Genomic DNA, 15139 nt, shown 5'->3' on the forward strand with positions numbered 1-15139 from the left:
CCCGGCCGCGCTACTGACTTCGCGGCCGCGGGGGTTTACCGTTGGCCTATGCCTCCACGGTAAACCCAACATCCTGGTGATCTGGGGTGACGACATCGGGATCACCAACCTGAGTTGCTACAGCGACGGCCTGATGGGCTATCGCACGCCCAACATCGACCGCATCGCCACCGAGGGCATGCGCTTCACCGACTCCTACGGTGAACAGAGCTGCACGGCGGGGCGGGCGGCGTTCATCAGCGGGCAGAGCGTCTACCGCACCGGGATGAGCAAGGTCGGCGCGCCCGGGTTCGACATCGGTTGGGCCGCAGAGGATCCCACCATCGCAGAGTTGCTCAAGCCGCTAGGCTACGCCACCGGCCAGTTCGGCAAGAACCACTTCGGCGACCTGAACAAGTACCTGCCGACGGTGCACGGGTTCGACGAGTTCTTCGGCAACCTGTACCACCTCAACGCAGAGGAGGAGCCCGAGCAGTACGACTACCCGCACGCCGCCGAGTTCCCTCGTCTCTACCAAGCGGCGCTGCCCCGCGGGGTGCTGAATTGCCGGGCCACCGACACGGTGTCCACCGAGCCCGACCACCCGAAATTCGGGCCGGTCGGCAAGCAGACCATCGAGGACACCGGGCCGCTGAACACCAAGCGGATGGAAACCGTCGACGACGAGATCACCGCCCGCACCGTCGACTACATCAAACGTCAAAATGATTCGGGCACACCGTTTTTCGTGTGGATGAACACCACCCACATGCATCTGTACACGCACCCCAAACCGGAGAGCCGAGGCCAGGCCGGACTGTGGCAGTCGGCCTACCACGACACCATGATCGACCATGACCGCAACATCGGTCAGGTGCTGGACTGTCTCGACGAACTCGGCATCGCCGAAGACACCATCGTCCTCTACTCCACCGACAACGGGCCGCACCGCAACAGCTCGCCCGACTGCGGGACCACGCCGTTCCGCAGCGAGAAGAACACCAACTGGGAGGGCGCCTTCCGGGTGCCGGAGATGATCCGCTGGCCCGGCAAGATCAAGGCGGGATCGGTATCGAACGAGATCATCCAGCACCACGACTGGTTGCCGACGCTGCTGGCCGCCGCCGGCGATCCCGACATCAGCGAAAAGCTCAGAGCGGGCTACCGGGTGACGCTGCAGGGTGAGGAGAAGGAATTCCGCGTCCACATCGACGGTCTCAACCTGCTGCCGTACCTCACCGGCGAAGTCGAGACCAGCCCGCGGCGCGGGTTCTTCTACTTCTCCGACGACGGCGACCTGATCGCGATGCGGTTCGAGAGCTGGAAAGCGGTGTTCATGGAGCAGCGCCTGCCGGGCACCATGGGGATCTGGGCCGAACCGTTCATCGCGCTGCGGATGCCGAAGCTGTTCAACCTGCGCACCGATCCCTTCGAGTACGCCGACATCACGTCGAACACGTATTACGACTGGCTGATTCACCACGCGTATTTCATCTTCTACATGATCGCGATGGCCACCAAGTTCCTCGAAACGTTCAAAGAGTTCCCGCCCCGGCACCCGCCGGCCAGCTTCACCATCGATCAGGCCGTCGAAAAGCTCAATCAGTACCTGGCCGCCGACTAGCTGATGCTGGACTCCTGGAACGACGGTCCTGCGAAGGAGGCGATCACCGACTTCGTCCGGCGCGTCGCCACGCCGGACGGGCCCGACTTCGTGGCACCCGAGGGGCGGGTGGCGGTGTTCGACAACGACGGCACGCTGTGGTGCGAGAAGCCGGCCTATATTCAGCTTGATTTCCTGGTGCGCCGCCTGGCTGAGCAGGCGTCAGCCGACGAGGGTCGCTCGCTGCGCGACACTCAGCCCTACCGGGCCGCCGTCGACGGCGACCTGGCCTGGTTCGACGACGCCGTCACCAAGCACTACCGCGGCGACGATTCGGCGCTATCGGTGCTTGCCGAAACCATCCTGAGGGCTTTTGAGGGATTCACCGTCGAAGAGCACGCCGAACGGGTACGGCGATTCTTCGCCGATGCCATGCACCCCAGCCTGAACCGCCCGTACCGCGCGTGCGGATATGCGCCGATGGTGGAGTTGCTGCGTTTCCTGGAGGCCAATGCGTTCGCCACCTACATCGTCTCGGGCGGCGGGCGCGACTTCATGCGACCGGTGACGCCGCAGCTGTACGGATTGGCGCCCGAGCGAGTGATCGGCAGTTCGGTGGGTCTGGACTACCGGGACGGTCAGTTGCGGACGACGTCGCGGCCGGAATTCTTAGATGACGGCCCGGTCAAGCCGGTGCGGATCTGGGGACGCACCGGCCGGCGCCCGATCCTGGCGGTGGGAAACTCCAACGGCGACATCGAAATGCTCGAGTACGCGCACGGGAGCAGGCCGGCTCTGTGCATGCTGGTCTGCCACGACGACGCCGACCGCGAATTCGCCTACGCCGCGGGTGCGGAGCGTGCCGGGGACCTGGCCAGGGAGAAGGGATGGACCGTGGTCAGCATGCGCGGCGACTGGCGCACCGTCTTCGGCGACTGAGCTGGAATCTGAGCTATAGAACGGCGACGTCGCGCATGATGTCGCGCAGTTCGGCCACCGGCGCTCCGCAGGTCAGGCAGTAGGTGCCGGAGGTGCGTCGGAGCTGACCGACCTGGACCAGCACTTCGGCCTCGACGCGCCACAGGCAGGCGATGCAGAGGATCTCGACGGTGTTGCCGAACGGATCCAGGTGCGGGTGGTTGCATTCGTCGACTGCGTGCCGATGGACGACGTGGGTGGCCCGGTTGGTACACCCGCCGTCGGACTGGCAGGTGATCGTTTGCCAGTCGAGGGCCGCAATCGTGCCAGGGATCTCGTTGCCAGTCGTTTGGCTCATGCGTGACCTTCCAGCTTCCGGAACGCAGTCGCATCCGTACTTGCTGGTCTTGCGGATGTTCGGCTGGCCGGAAGTCCCATTATGGATACCTGAGGCCCGCCGCGGCAAGAGTCGAGCGGATGTATTTGGCTGCGGTCCGGTAGTTACGGCACCCTGAGGAAACCGTACTTTTGTGTTCCGTTTCCCATATTCCCCTGGGTGCGGGGTTTGAAACATCCCCTAAACGGTCACCATGAGGATCAATTTCGGCTACTCCGATCGGGGGAACGCGGACACCGCAACCGACCGACGGAACCTGTCCCCCGAGAGCGGTCTAGGGACCGCCGAACGGGTCGTTCACGCAGAACGCCACACACATTGCGTTGGCGGGAATGGACACCCATTGCAGCTGTCCGTCCGGCTGTCGGGCGCAGAAGATCGGTCCGGGATTTCCCCACACCTTTGCCCCCTCAGGCGAACACTGCTTGCCGAGGTCGGTATCGGCGTGCGCCGAACCGCTGCCGAGGGCAACCACGATCGGGGCGATCGCCGCGGCTAACGACAACCCGATGAACTTGCGCACGGCTAGCCCGCCCAGTTCCAGACCGACATGTCGCCGGGCGGGTATTGGTTGCACACGTCGGTGCCTTTGGCGACGACGCCCTTGTTGTTGAAGAAGATCTTCATGTGGTTGACCCACGCGAAAGTCAGCGGGTCGCCGTTGTAGAAGTTCTCGGAGTAGTCCCTGCGCTCCGCCGGCGTCAGCGAGTAGAACCAGTGCGCCTTGTTGATCGTCGCTTCCTGCAGGTTCGGGTGGTTGTTGAAGTCGATCATGTACCGCTGGTAGTACACCGGGCTGGTGTCGCGCACCGCCGCAAGATACTGCTCGGCGTCGCAGGTGGTGGCGATCTGCCGCCGCGGGATCGGGAAGTCTTCGGTCGAGTCCGCCGAGGCGGTCGCGGGGAACATGGCAGCGGCCAGACCGAGGAGCATAGCGAAAGCGCCTGTGCGCAGGCTGTTATTTAGCCGAGACATATCGATAACCGTAGCACTTTCCGCGCCGTGACGGGCGGCCGGGTAAAAATCTGTAGCTGATCTCACTACCCATCGCGATCAGGAATTATCACGTGCGACGGATCCGGCCGTAGCCCCGGCGGGGCCTGGCTGTAATCGCCGAACGGGCCGTCGCGGTGCTGCACCGCGGCGCGCACGCCCTGCGTCTGGGCGGTGCGGATGAACTCGAGCGCGTCCGGGGTGTTGCGCATCAGTCCGTCCAGGATGCCGCCCAACAGCTGGGTGGACGCCAAGCCCATGTTCTCGTAGGCCTGGTTGACGATCAGCTTCTGCGCCCGCAGCTGCGACAGCGGGATCTGCGCCAGCTCGGCCGCGATCTCGGCGACCCGGGCTTCCAGACGCTCGAACGGCACCGCCTCGTTGATCAGTTCGACCTCGGCGGCCTGCACGCCGGTCAGCGGCCGGCCGGTCAGCGAGTGCCACTTCACCTTCGCCAGGCTCAACCGGTACAACCACATCCCGGTCAGGTAGGCGCCCCACATCCGGCTGTAGGGGGTACCGATCACCGCGTCTTCGCTGGCGATCACGAGGTCGGCGCACAGCGCGTAGTCGCTGGCTCCGCCCACGCACCAGCCGTGCACCTGGGCGATCACCGGTTTGGAGGCACGCCAGATGGCCATGAACTTCTGCGTCGGCCCGGTCTCGCGGGCGCTGACCATGGCGAAGTCCTTGCCGGGATCCCACTGGCCGTCGGTCGTCATCGACTCACCCCAGTGCTGGAATCCGCCGCCGAAGTCGTAGCCGCCGGAGAAGGCCCGCCCGGCGCCGCGCAGCACGATCACCTTGATGCCATGGTCGCGTTCGGCCAGGCCGATCGCGGCTTCGATCTCGTCGGGCATGGGCGGAACGATGGTGTTGAGCTGCTCGGGCCGGTTCAGCGTGATCGTGGCTACCGGGCCGGCGGTCGTGTACAGCAGAGTCTGGAAGTCGGGCGTCGCAGCGGCAGGCATAGCCGAAGCGAAGTCGCTGCACGGCGCGGGTGTCAAGCGTGGGCGGCGCGGCGTTTGAGCGCCCAGCCGGTCAGGCCCGCGGCCACGATCACCACGGCAGCGGCCAGCAGGTAGGGCTGGTATTGCTGGAATCCGCGGTAGAGCGCTCCGATGTGGTCGCCGGCCAGGTACCCGGCGAACACCCAGACGAGGACCCACACCGCCGAGCCCAATGCGTTGTAGAGCAGATAGCGGCGCCACCGCATCCGCGCCAGCCCGGCCGCGATGCCGCTGGCCTGTCGCAGGCCGTCGACGAACCGCCCCAGCGGCACCACGAGGCCGCCGCGCCGCTCGAAGAAGCGTTCGGTCTTGGCCAGCCGATCCTCGGTGAGAAACACATAGCGCCCGAACCGCAGCACCAGCTCCCGCCCGCCGTACCGGCCGATCGCGTAACCGGCGTTGTCGCCGCCGACCGCCGCCAACAGCCCGACCAGCAGCACCAGGATCAGATTCAGATTGCCGGTACCCGCATACATTCCCGCGGTGATCAGCACGATCTGGCCGGGCAGTGGAATGCCCACGCCCTCCAGTCCGACCAGCACCAGCACCGCCGCATAGCCGTACTTGTCGAGGGTGGGTGCAAGCGACTGCAGGGCTGCGGGCAGCTGGGAGGACATTGGCTACTGGGTGCCCAAAGTCGCCACGCAATAGACGTATCGGGCGTCACAGGCCCACCGGAGTCGTCCGGGCAGGTCAAGCCGGACCCAGCATCCGCCACAAGAACGAGTACGTCAGCGCCGACTTGAACGCGAGCTGCTCGTTGTCGGCCGCGCCGCCGTGGCCGCCCTCGATGTTCTCGTAGTACCAGACCCGGTGGCCGGCGGCCTCGAGCGCGGCGGCCATCTTGCGGGCGTGGCCGGGATGTACCCGGTCGTCGCGGGTGGAGGTGGTCAGCAGGATCGGCGGGTACCGGCGGTCGGCCGAGATGTTCTGGTACGGCGAGTACTCGGAGATGAACGCCCAATCGTCGGGGTTGTCGGGGTCACCGTATTCGGCCACCCACGAGGCTCCGGCCAGCAACAGGTGATAGCGCTTCATGTCCAGCAGTGGCACGCTGCACACCAGGGCGCCGAACTTCTGCGGGTACTTGGTCAGCATGATCCCCATCAGCAGGCCGCCGTTGCTGCCGCCCTGGGCGCCGAGTTGTGCGACGGTGGTGATGCCGCGGTCCACCAGATCGTCGGCTACGGCCACGAAGTCTTCGGCCACCTTGTGCCGTCCCTCGCGCATCGCCTGGGTGTGCCAGCCCGGTCCGTACTCGCCGCCGCCCCGGATGTTGGCCAGCACGTAGGTGCCGCCGCGGGCCAGCCACAACCGGCCCAGCACACCGCTGTAGCCCGGGGTGTTGGCCGTCTCGAACCCGCCGTAGCCGTACAGCAGCGTGGGACCCGGGGTGTCGCGGTCGGCGGGCCGCACCAGGAAGTACGGTATCGGCGTCCCGTCCGCCGAGTTCGCGAAATGCTGTGAGACGGAGATGTTTTCGGCGTCGAAGAAGGCCGGCGCGGACTTGATCGGCTCGAGCTCCGCGGCCGCAGTACCGCGCAGCAGCCGCGACGGCGCGGTGAATCCGCTGGAGTCCAGGAAGAACTCGTCGCCGCTCTCGTCGGCGGTGACGATCACCGTGTTGGTCGACGGCGGCAGCCCGGCGACGGGTTCGCGGACCCAACTGCCCCGTCCCGAGGGCGGCGTGACGATCTCCACCCGGCTGGCCACATCGGCCAGCGAGACGATCAGCAGCCGATCGCGCGTCCAGGCGTACTGGTACAGGCAGGTGTGTTCGTCGGGTTCGAAAATTACCGCGAAATCTCTTGCGCCATCGAGGAATTGGTCGTAATCGGTGGCGAGCAGCGATCCGGCCCGGTAGGTCTTGTCCCCGACGGTCCAGTCGGTGCGCAGCTCGATCAGCAGCCACTCGCGGTGCACCGACATGCTGCTCACGTCGGAGGGCACCTCGATCGGAATCAGGTCCGCGCCGCGCAGCTCGTAGCGCTGCCGGTTCCAGAAGTCCAGGGAACGGGCAACGAAGGTGCGCTCGAAACCCGGGGTGCGATCGGTGGAACCGCCGACGCTGACATCGGTGGGCTCGCCTTCGAAAACCGTGTCGGCCTCGGACAATGGGGTGCCCCGACGCCAGCGCTTGACGATGCGCGGGTACCCCGATTCGGTCATCGAGCCGGGCCCGAAGTCGGTGCCTACCAGAACGGTGTCCGGGTCGTCCCAGCCGATCTGCGACTTGGCCTCCGGCAACGCGAAGCCGTCGGCGACGAACTCTCTTGTCACCATGTCGAATTCGCGGACCACCACGGCATCGGACCCGCCGGGGGAGAGGCTGATCAGGGCGCGGGTGAACTCGGGCTCGATCACCTCGGCGCCGGCCCACACCCAGTTCTTGTCGTCGGCGCGACCCAATGCGTCGACGTCGATGAGCACATCCCAGTGCGGTGTGTCGGTGCGGTAGCTCTCCAGCGTGGTGCGCCGCCACAGCCCGCGCGGATTGTCCGCGTCGCGCCAGAAGTCGTACAGGTGCTCCCCGCGCCGGCGGACGTAGGGAATACGGGCGTCGGTGTCGAGCACCTCGAGCGCCTCGGTGCGCATCCGCTCGAAGTCGCTCCCGCAGAACTCGGCCTTGGTGGGTTCGTTGCGTGCCCGCACCCAATCCAGTGCCTCGTCGCCGGTGACGTCTTCGAGCCAGAGGTACGGGTCGTGAGCAGCAGATGCCATGAAAGTCATTGTGGCCCCAGCGGTAGTGTGAGCTGTATTACATGAACGAGGAGAAGCGAATGCCTGTCTTTGCCCGCCCGGGTTCGTCCGGAGCGTTGATGTCCTACGAATCCCGGTACGGAAACTTCATCGGCGGCGAATGGGTGGCGCCCGCAGCCGGCCGGTACTTCGAAAACCCGACGCCGGTGACCGGTGAATCGTTCTGCGAAATCCCGCGTTCGGACGAAACCGACATCGAGAAGGCGCTTGACGCCGCCCACGGTGCCGCGCCGGCCTGGGGCAAGACTTCGCCGGCCGAGCGTGCGGCGATTCTGAACAAGATCGCCGACCGCATCGACGAGCACACGCCGGCGCTGGCGGTCGCCGAGGTGTGGGACAACGGCAAACCGATCCGGGAGGCCCTCGGTGCCGATATCCCGTTGGCCGCCGATCACTTCCGCTACTTCGCCGCCGCGATCCGCGCCCAGGAGGGTGCGCTGTCCCAGATCGACGAGGACACCGTGGCCTACCACTTCCACGAGCCGCTCGGCGTGGTGGGGCAGATTATCCCGTGGAACTTCCCGATCCTGATGGGCGCCTGGAAGCTGGCGCCGGCGCTGGCGGCCGGCAACGCGGTGGTGCTCAAGCCGGCCGAGCAGACCCCGGCCTCGATCCTGTACCTGATGTCGCTGATCGGTGACCTGCTGCCGCCGGGGGTGCTCAACGTCGTCAACGGCTTCGGCGCCGAGGCCGGCAAGCCGCTGGCTTCCAGCAACCGGATCGCCAAGGTCGCGTTCACCGGCGAGACCACCACCGGCCGGCTGATCATGCAGTACGCGTCGCAGAACCTGATCCCGGTCACGCTGGAGCTGGGCGGCAAGAGCCCCAACATCTTCTTTTCCGACGTGATGGCGGCCAACGACGACTTCCAGGACAAGGCCCTGGAAGGCTTCACCATGTTCGCCCTCAACCAGGGCGAGGTGTGCACCTGCCCGTCGCGCAGCCTGATCCAGTCCGACATCCACGACGAGTTCCTGGAACTGGCCGCCATCCGCACCAAGGCCGTGCGGCAAGGAGACCCGCTGGACTCGGAGACCATGCTGGGTTCGCAGGCCTCCAACGACCAGCCTGGAAAGATCCTGTCCTACATCGAGATCGGCAAGGCTGAGGGTGCCAAGCTGATCACCGGCGGGGAGCGCGCCGAGCTGGGCGGGGACCTGTCCGGCGGCTTCTACGTGCAGCCCACGATCTTCTCCGGCAACAACAAGATGCGGATCTTCCAGGAGGAGATCTTCGGCCCCGTCGTCGCGGTCACCCCGTTCGACAGCTACGCCGAGGCGATGGACATCGCCAACGACACGCTGTACGGCCTGGGCGCCGGAGTGTGGAGCCGCGACGGCAACACCGCCTACCGGGCCGGCCGGGAGATCAAGGCCGGCCGGGTCTGGGTGAACTGCTACCACGTGTATCCGCCGCACTCGGCGTTCGGTGGCTACAAGCAGTCCGGCTTCGGCCGCGAGGGCCACAAGATGGCGCTCGAGCACTACCAGCAGACCAAGAATCTGCTGGTGTCCTACTCCGACAAGGCGCTCGGGTTCTTCTGATGGACGCCGCCCCGCCGGGGGCGGTGATCACCACCCCCGCCGCCGAATTGCTGGCGCGGTTGCAGGACCGGCACGGTCCGGTGATGTTCCACCAGTCCGGCGGTTGCTGCGACGGCTCCTCGCCGATGTGTTACCCGCTCGGTGACTTCTTGGTCGGCGATCGCGACGTGTTGCTCAGTGTGCTCGACGTCGGTGCCGACGGGGTGCCGGTGTGGATCTCCGGTCCGCAGTACGAAGTCTGGAAACACACCCAGCTGGTCATCGACGTGGTGGCAGGCCGGGGCAGCGGGTTCAGCCTGGAAGCGCCGGAAGGCATCCGGTTCCTCAGCCGCGGCCGGGTGTATTCGGACACGGAAAGCGCACTGCGGCAAGGCGAGCCGGTGATCACGGGTGCGGCCTATGAGCGTGGCGAGCGGCCGCCGACTCGTGGTCATGTTGTGACCTGGAAACCCGAAGGGCGCGCCGCAAACGTGCCCGAACCCGGCAAGGCGACTCGCTAAGGTCGTACACCGTGATTCCCCTTCCGCGCGCCTGGCTGCTTGCCGGCGGCATGCTGATCGGCAGCGCGGTCGGTCAGATCCTCGCGGTGGCGTGCAGCGTGCTGAGTCCGGCCCGGTAACGCCCGGACGTGGCGATCGCACTGGTGGTCAGCGTGCCCAGCGTGATCGGTCTGGCGGTGATCCTGTTCTCCGGACGCCGCTGGGTCACCCTGCTCGGCGCCGCCATCCTGGCGCTGGGACCCGGCTGGTTCGGCATGCTCGCCGCCCTACAGGTGGTCTCGCGTGGCTGAGCAGGAAAGCGAATCCAACCCGGGTACCGAACCGTTCGTCCCGGATTTCGACACCGGCGACGTCCCGGTGTCACCGAAGTACGACGCGGGCGAACCGTCGGTGGCGTTCGTGCCGAACTTCGACGACACCGACTCGCAGCCGTTTCTGCCGTTGGCCGGCCTGACGGCCGAGCAGATGAAGCCGGATGCGCCGCAGCAACCCGAGCAGCCGGAGTCCGCAGCGGCCACGATCACACCGCAGGACGGGCCGGCGGAACCGGCGGAACCGGCGGAGCCGCCCGGGCCGGTCACCGTGCCGGGGCGCTACGTCTACCTGAAGTGGTGGAAGTTCCTGCTGGTGCTGCTGGGCGTGTGGGCGTTCGCCGCGGTGTTCGGGCTCAGCCTGTTCTACTGGTGGTATCACGACCTGGACAAGACCCCGTCGGTGTTCGCGGTGTTCGGCTACGTCGTCGCCTGCACCGTGGCCGGGCTGATCCTGGCGATGGTGGAGTCCAAGCCGCTGATCGCGGCGCTGGCGATCGCGGTGATGTCGGCGCCGTTCGCCTCGGTGTGGGCCGCGGCCCCGCTGTACGGTTCGTACTACTGCGACCGGGTGACGACACCGTGCCTGTTCGGCGTACTTCCGTATTAGCCGCTTGAGATTGGCTGCCGGTGGCGACCGCGCCACCGGCCGTTAGGGTAGGGTCCGTGACCCACTATGACGTCGTCGTTCTCGGAGCAGGTCCCGGCGGATATGTCGCAGCCATTCGTGCCGCGCAGCTCGGGTTGAACACCGCCATCATCGAACCGAAATACTGGGGCGGCGTCTGCCTCAACGTCGGCTGCATCCCGTCAAAGGCGTTGTTGCGCAATGCCGAGCTCGCACACATCTTCACCAGGGAAGCCAAGGTTTTCGGCATCAGCGGCGAGGTCACCTTCGACTACGGTGCCGCCTTCGACCGCAGCCGCAAAGTGGCCGAGGGCCGGGTGGCGGGCGTGCACTACCTGATGAAGAAGAACAAGATCACCGAGATCCACGGATACGGCAAGTTCACCGACTCCAACTCGATCTCGGTGGAACTCAACGACGATGGCGGGACACAGGAAGTCACGTTCGACAACGCCATCATCGCCACCGGCGCCAGCACCCGGCTGGTTCCCGGCACGTCGTTGTCGGAGAACGTGGTGACCTACGAGAAGCTGATCCTGACCCGGGAGCTGCCCAAGTCGATCATCATCGCCGGCGCCGGCGCCATCGGCATGGAGTTCGGCTACATGCTGAAAAACTACGGCGTCGACGTGACCATCGTGGAATTCCTGCCGCGCGCACTGCCCAACGAGGACGCCGACGCGTCCAAAGAGGTCGAGAAGCAATTCAAGAAACTGGGCGTCAAGATCCTCACCGGCACCAAAGTCGAGTCCATCAGCGACGACGGGTCCCAAGTGACGGTGACGGTCAGCAAGGACGGCAAGTCCGAGGAACTCAAAGCCGAAAAAGTGTTGCAGGCCATCGGTTTTGCGCCGAACGTCGAGGGCTACGGACTGGACGCGGCCGGCGTGGAGCTGACCGACCGCAAAGCGATCGGCATCACCGACTACATGCAGACCTCGGTGCCGCACATCTACGCGATCGGCGACGTCACCGGTAAGTTGCAGCTGGCCCATGTGGCCGAGGCCCAAGGCGTGGTCGCTGCCGAAACCATCGGCGGAGCAGAGACTTTGGCGCTGGGCGACTACCGCATGATGCCGCGGGCTACATTCTGTCAACCCAACGTGGCCAGTTTCGGGCTCACCGAGGAGCAGGCCCGCGACGAGGGTTACGACGTGGTGGTGGCCAAGTTCCCGTTCACCGCAAACGCCAAGGCGCACGGCGTCGGGGACCCGAGCGGGTTCGTGAAGCTGATCGCCGACGGTAAGTACGGCGAACTGATCGGCGGGCACCTGGTCGGCCACGATGTGTCCGAGCTGCTGCCCGAGCTCACCCTGGCGCAGAAATGGGACCTCACCGCCACCGAGTTGGCCCGCAACGTGCACACCCACCCGACCATGTCCGAGGCGCTGCAGGAGTGCTTCCACGGGCTGATCGGCCACATGATCAACTTCTAAGAGTCCCGACTCCCGGGTGCCCCACCGGGTCGGCGCCGCACGCGAAACTCATTGATTGCAAGCGGTTGCTATGAATTGCGCTGTCGTGCGCGCAGCTTTGTAGAACAACGAGTCTCCGGAAACTAATGTCCGCATCAGGTGGGGACACAACCCGGAGGACGGAACCCCATGACAATCAAGGCTTTTCCCGCGGTGATCGCGCTAATGGCCGGACTGGGCCTGATTGCGGCCCCTGCCCCGGCGCAGGCCGAAGCCCTGATGGCGGACGGCACATACCACTACGCCGACGACGACGGTGACACCGGGACCTGGACCATCCGGACCACCTGCGCCCCGCACTGCGTCGCCCACGTGACGACCGCATCGGGACGAAGTTTCGATGCCCGATTGGAGAACGGCCGTTTCGTCAGTTTCCGGTTGATCCCGGACGGTCTGGAATGCCCGACGTACCTGGCCTCGGAAGTCGTGCTCGGCGGCGGAACGCATCCGGTGCTCGTCACGCAATGGTGGGATCCCATCACGCTCAGCGGGGAAGTCGAGTTCTCGCACAGCGCCCCGCCGTGCGCCCTCGACGATCAACACGACCGATTCACCCTGACCCGGATCGGCTGATCGGGGACCCAAGCCGTTCCGCGGGTGGCGCAGGCGGCCGCGCGAGATACCATCGCCAGGTGTTCATGTCCCGCAACGACGAGCCGCGGTACCCCGCCGTGGCGGTAGGCGTGATCGGCGGGTTGATCGTCGGCTACGTGCTGTGGCTGATCGCCATCACCGTCGGCGACGACGTCACCACAGTCGCCAAATGGAGCCTGGCGGTGCTGATCGGGTCGGCCGCGCTGGCCGTCGGGGCGGTTATCGGGGGCCTGGTGATGCGCCTGCGCCGCAAGCACGGCTGGGCGGCGTTCGCGTTCGCGGTGCCCGTGCTTCCGGTGTTGTTGACGCTGGCGCTGCTGGCCAACGTCTATTTGTGATCGGCCGGGTTGTCCAGCGGGATTCCCAGCGCCGAGATGGTCGCGGCCAGCCCGTCGTATTGCGTTGCTAGCAAGCAGAATTCGATGAGCCGGGGCCGGTTGAGATGCGCGGCCAGCTGCTGCCAGGTCCCGGCGCTGATGGTGCGGTCCTTGATCAGCTCGTCGGTCGCGTTCAGCAGCGCCTGCTGGCGGGCGCTGAGCACCTTGCGGGGTCCTTCGCCGTCCGGCGCGTCGGGCCAGGCGAAGATCGCGGCTTGGGCCTGAGCGTCCAGACCGGCCTTGCGGGCCATCCCGCGATGGTGCTGCAGTTCGTACTCGCAGGAGCGCAGATGCCCGACCCGCAGGATCACCAACTCGGTGTCGATGGTGGGCAGCCGGCCACGCATCAACCGACCGGAGTACACCGCCCAGGTCCAGAACAGCGCCTGGCGCGAACCCAGGGTGGTGAACAGGTGCATCTCCGGCGCCCGCACCTTGCGCGCGGCCAACTTCGCGACGACCCAGTTGAGCGGTCCCAGCTCACGCAGCCGGCCCGGTGGGATGCGCGCGACCTCGTTGCCGGTCATGCCTGCTGCACCAGGTAGGGCGACACCGTGCTGCGGTGCTCGTCTAGGTCCAGTGCGCGCCCGAGGGCCGGGAAGGCGCGCTGCGGGCAGTTGTCGCGTTCGCAGACCCGGCAACCCGTGCCGATCGGTGTGCTGACATTGCCCGACAAGTCGAGTCCTTCCGAGTAGACGAGCCGGTTGGCGTGGCGAAGTTCGCAGCCGAGCCCGATCGCGAAGGTTTTCCCGGGCTGACCATACCGGGCCGCCCGCCGCTCGACGGTGCGGGCCACCCACATGTAGTTGCGGCCGTCGGGCATTTGCGCGATCTGCACCAGGATCTTGCCCGGGTTGGCGAAGGTCTCGTAGACGTTCCACAGCGGGCAGGTGCCGCCGGTGGAGGAGAAGTGAAATCCGGTGGCCGACTGGCGTTTTGACATGTTGCCGGCCCGGTCCACCCGCACGAACGACAGCGGCACGCCGCGCATCGAGGGCCGCTGCAGGGTGGAGAGCCGGTGCGCGATGGTCTCGTAGCTGACCGAGTAGAAGGCGGACAGTCGCTCGACGTCGTAGCGGAAGTTCTCCGCCACGTCGTGGAACTGGCGGTAGGGCAGCACGGTGGCGGCGGCGAAGTAGTTGGCTAGCCCTAGCCGGGCCAGGGTGCGCGACTCGTCGCTGGTGAACTTGCCCTGCTCGACCAGGCTGTCGATGAGCTCGCCGAACTCCAGGTAGGCCAGTTCGGCGGCCATCTTGAACACCTGCTGCCCGGACGCCAGGTGGTTGCTCATCTCCAGCGTCTTGGTAGCAGGGTCGTAACGATGCAGCACGTTCTCGCCCAAATCGATGCGCCGGGTGACGTGCACCCCGTGCACCTCGGTGAGCCGGCGGGTGAGCTCGCGGGCCAGGTCGCCGTGGTGCATCCGCATCTTGACGGTCAGCTCTTCGGCGGCGGTGTCGAGTTCGTGCAGATAGTTCTGGCGCTGGTAGAAGTAGTCGCGCACCTCTTCGTGCGGCATGGTGATCGATCCGCTGCCGCTGCTGCCGTCGAAATAGCGCTCCTCGGTGGCGGCGGCCAGCTGGGCGGCGGTGATCCGGTAGCGCCGGTGCAGGTTCACCATGGCGCGGGCCAGGCTCGGGTGGGAGTTGACCAGCTCGGCGATCTCGGTGGGGTCGACGTCGATGTCCAGGTCGCGGTCCATCGTCACTTCGCGCAGCTCGGCGACCAGGCGGGTGTCGTCCTGGGAGGCGAAGAAGGTGGCGTCGACCCCGAACACCTCGGTGATCCGCAGCAGCACGGCCACCGTCAGCGGCCGGACGTCGTGCTCGATCTGGTTGAGGTAACTCGGTGAGATGCCCAGCATCTGGGCCAGTGCGGCCTGGCTGAATCCGCGCTCGCCGCGCAGCTGGCGGATCCGCGAGCCGACGTATGTCTTGGACACCCATCGGAGCCTAAAGGAACCCGAACCGGTTTGCGAAGGCCGTCTTCGCAGAGTTTGCAGTTGGTGTTTGCGCCCCGCCGTTTGGCATGATTCGCATCGGCTTTCCTG

Annotated in this window: 16 protein-coding genes and 1 pseudogene; 9 read left to right on the top strand and 8 right to left on the bottom strand. The window is 66.2% G+C overall.

Annotation, left to right across the window (positions count from 1 at the left end; translation table 11 throughout):
• The first annotated feature begins 73 nt into the window (after positions 1 to 73).
• Both L6444_RS03790 and L6444_RS03795 read left to right on the top strand, forming a co-directional pair.
• Positions 74 to 1603 carry an arylsulfatase gene (locus L6444_RS03790; RefSeq protein ID WP_236983763.1) on the top strand — a complete coding sequence of 510 codons (1530 nt, stop codon included), beginning with the start codon at positions 74 to 76 and terminating at the stop codon, positions 1601 to 1603.
• 3 nt (positions 1604 to 1606) lie between these two features.
• The gene (locus tag L6444_RS03795; RefSeq protein WP_236980710.1) at positions 1607 to 2521 is read left to right on the top strand and encodes an HAD family hydrolase; all 915 of its coding nucleotides are present in this window, start codon (positions 1607 to 1609) and stop codon (positions 2519 to 2521) included.
• Between the two features lie 13 nt (positions 2522 to 2534).
• Here L6444_RS03795 and L6444_RS03800 read toward each other — a convergent pair whose 3' ends face one another.
• The 6 genes from L6444_RS03800 to L6444_RS03825 form a co-directional block, all read right to left on the bottom strand.
• A complete protein-coding gene (locus L6444_RS03800) occupies positions 2535 to 2858 on the bottom strand; it encodes a hypothetical protein (protein ID WP_236980712.1) in 324 nt (107 codons plus the stop codon).
• 313 nt (positions 2859 to 3171) lie between these two features.
• On the bottom strand, positions 3172 to 3420 hold the full coding sequence (locus L6444_RS03805) for a hypothetical protein (protein ID WP_236980714.1): 249 nt from the start codon (positions 3418 to 3420) through the stop codon (positions 3172 to 3174).
• Between the two features lie 2 nt (positions 3421 to 3422).
• On the bottom strand, positions 3423 to 3872 hold the full coding sequence (locus tag L6444_RS03810) for a DUF5078 domain-containing protein (RefSeq protein WP_236980716.1): 450 nt from the start codon (positions 3870 to 3872) through the stop codon (positions 3423 to 3425).
• Positions 3873 to 3937: 65 nt separating this feature from the next.
• Positions 3938 to 4861, bottom strand: coding sequence for a crotonase/enoyl-CoA hydratase family protein (locus L6444_RS03815; protein WP_236980718.1), 924 nt, complete (start codon positions 4859 to 4861; stop codon positions 3938 to 3940).
• 32 nt (positions 4862 to 4893) lie between these two features.
• Positions 4894 to 5517: a DedA family protein gene (locus tag L6444_RS03820; protein WP_236980720.1), complete on the bottom strand. Its 624-nt coding sequence runs from the start codon at positions 5515 to 5517 to the stop codon at positions 4894 to 4896.
• Between the two features lie 76 nt (positions 5518 to 5593).
• Positions 5594 to 7630: a prolyl oligopeptidase family serine peptidase gene (locus L6444_RS03825; protein WP_236980722.1), complete on the bottom strand. Its 2037-nt coding sequence runs from the start codon at positions 7628 to 7630 to the stop codon at positions 5594 to 5596.
• 50 nt (positions 7631 to 7680) lie between these two features.
• On the opposite strand from L6444_RS03825, the gene exaC reads away from it, so the two are divergent.
• The 7 genes and pseudogenes from exaC (at position 7681) to L6444_RS03860 (ending at position 13050) form a co-directional block, all read left to right on the top strand.
• Positions 7681 to 9204, top strand: a complete 1524-nt coding sequence (gene exaC, locus L6444_RS03830) for an acetaldehyde dehydrogenase ExaC (RefSeq protein WP_236980724.1) — start codon at positions 7681 to 7683, stop codon at positions 9202 to 9204.
• A complete protein-coding gene (locus tag L6444_RS03835) occupies positions 9204 to 9704 on the top strand; it encodes a DUF779 domain-containing protein (RefSeq protein ID WP_236980726.1) in 501 nt (166 codons plus the stop codon). Before exaC ends, L6444_RS03835 begins: the two co-directional genes overlap by 1 nt.
• 11 nt (positions 9705 to 9715) lie before the next feature.
• Positions 9716 to 9994: pseudogene (locus L6444_RS03840) on the top strand (putative holin).
• On the top strand, positions 9987 to 10625 hold the full coding sequence (locus L6444_RS03845; protein ID WP_236980729.1) for a hypothetical protein: 639 nt from the start codon (positions 9987 to 9989) through the stop codon (positions 10623 to 10625). The pseudogene L6444_RS03840 and the gene L6444_RS03845 overlap by 8 nt, the downstream one beginning before the upstream one ends.
• A gap of 56 nt (positions 10626 to 10681) precedes the next feature.
• On the top strand, positions 10682 to 12079 hold the full coding sequence (gene lpdA / locus L6444_RS03850; protein WP_236980737.1) for a dihydrolipoyl dehydrogenase: 1398 nt from the start codon (positions 10682 to 10684) through the stop codon (positions 12077 to 12079).
• A 168-nt stretch (positions 12080 to 12247) separates the two neighbouring features.
• Positions 12248 to 12691, top strand: coding sequence for a hypothetical protein (locus L6444_RS03855; RefSeq protein ID WP_236980739.1), 444 nt, complete (start codon positions 12248 to 12250; stop codon positions 12689 to 12691).
• A 65-nt stretch (positions 12692 to 12756) separates the two neighbouring features.
• Positions 12757 to 13050 (top strand): hypothetical protein, encoded by a 294-nt coding sequence (locus tag L6444_RS03860; RefSeq protein ID WP_236983765.1) that lies wholly within the window; start codon positions 12757 to 12759, stop codon positions 13048 to 13050.
• Here the strand turns inward: L6444_RS03860 and L6444_RS03865 are convergent.
• Both L6444_RS03865 and ramB read right to left on the bottom strand, forming a co-directional pair.
• On the bottom strand, positions 13041 to 13616 hold the full coding sequence (locus tag L6444_RS03865; protein WP_236980741.1) for a carboxymuconolactone decarboxylase family protein: 576 nt from the start codon (positions 13614 to 13616) through the stop codon (positions 13041 to 13043). The genes L6444_RS03860 and L6444_RS03865 overlap by 10 nt on opposite strands.
• A complete protein-coding gene (gene ramB, locus L6444_RS03870) occupies positions 13613 to 15031 on the bottom strand; it encodes an acetate metabolism transcriptional regulator RamB (RefSeq protein ID WP_236980749.1) in 1419 nt (472 codons plus the stop codon). The genes L6444_RS03865 and ramB overlap by 4 nt, the downstream gene beginning before the upstream one ends.
• Positions 15032 to 15139 lie beyond the last annotated feature (108 nt).

Source organism: Mycobacterium kiyosense (assembly GCA_021654635.1).
Taxonomy (GTDB): Bacteria; Actinomycetota; Actinomycetes; order Mycobacteriales; family Mycobacteriaceae; genus Mycobacterium; species Mycobacterium kiyosense.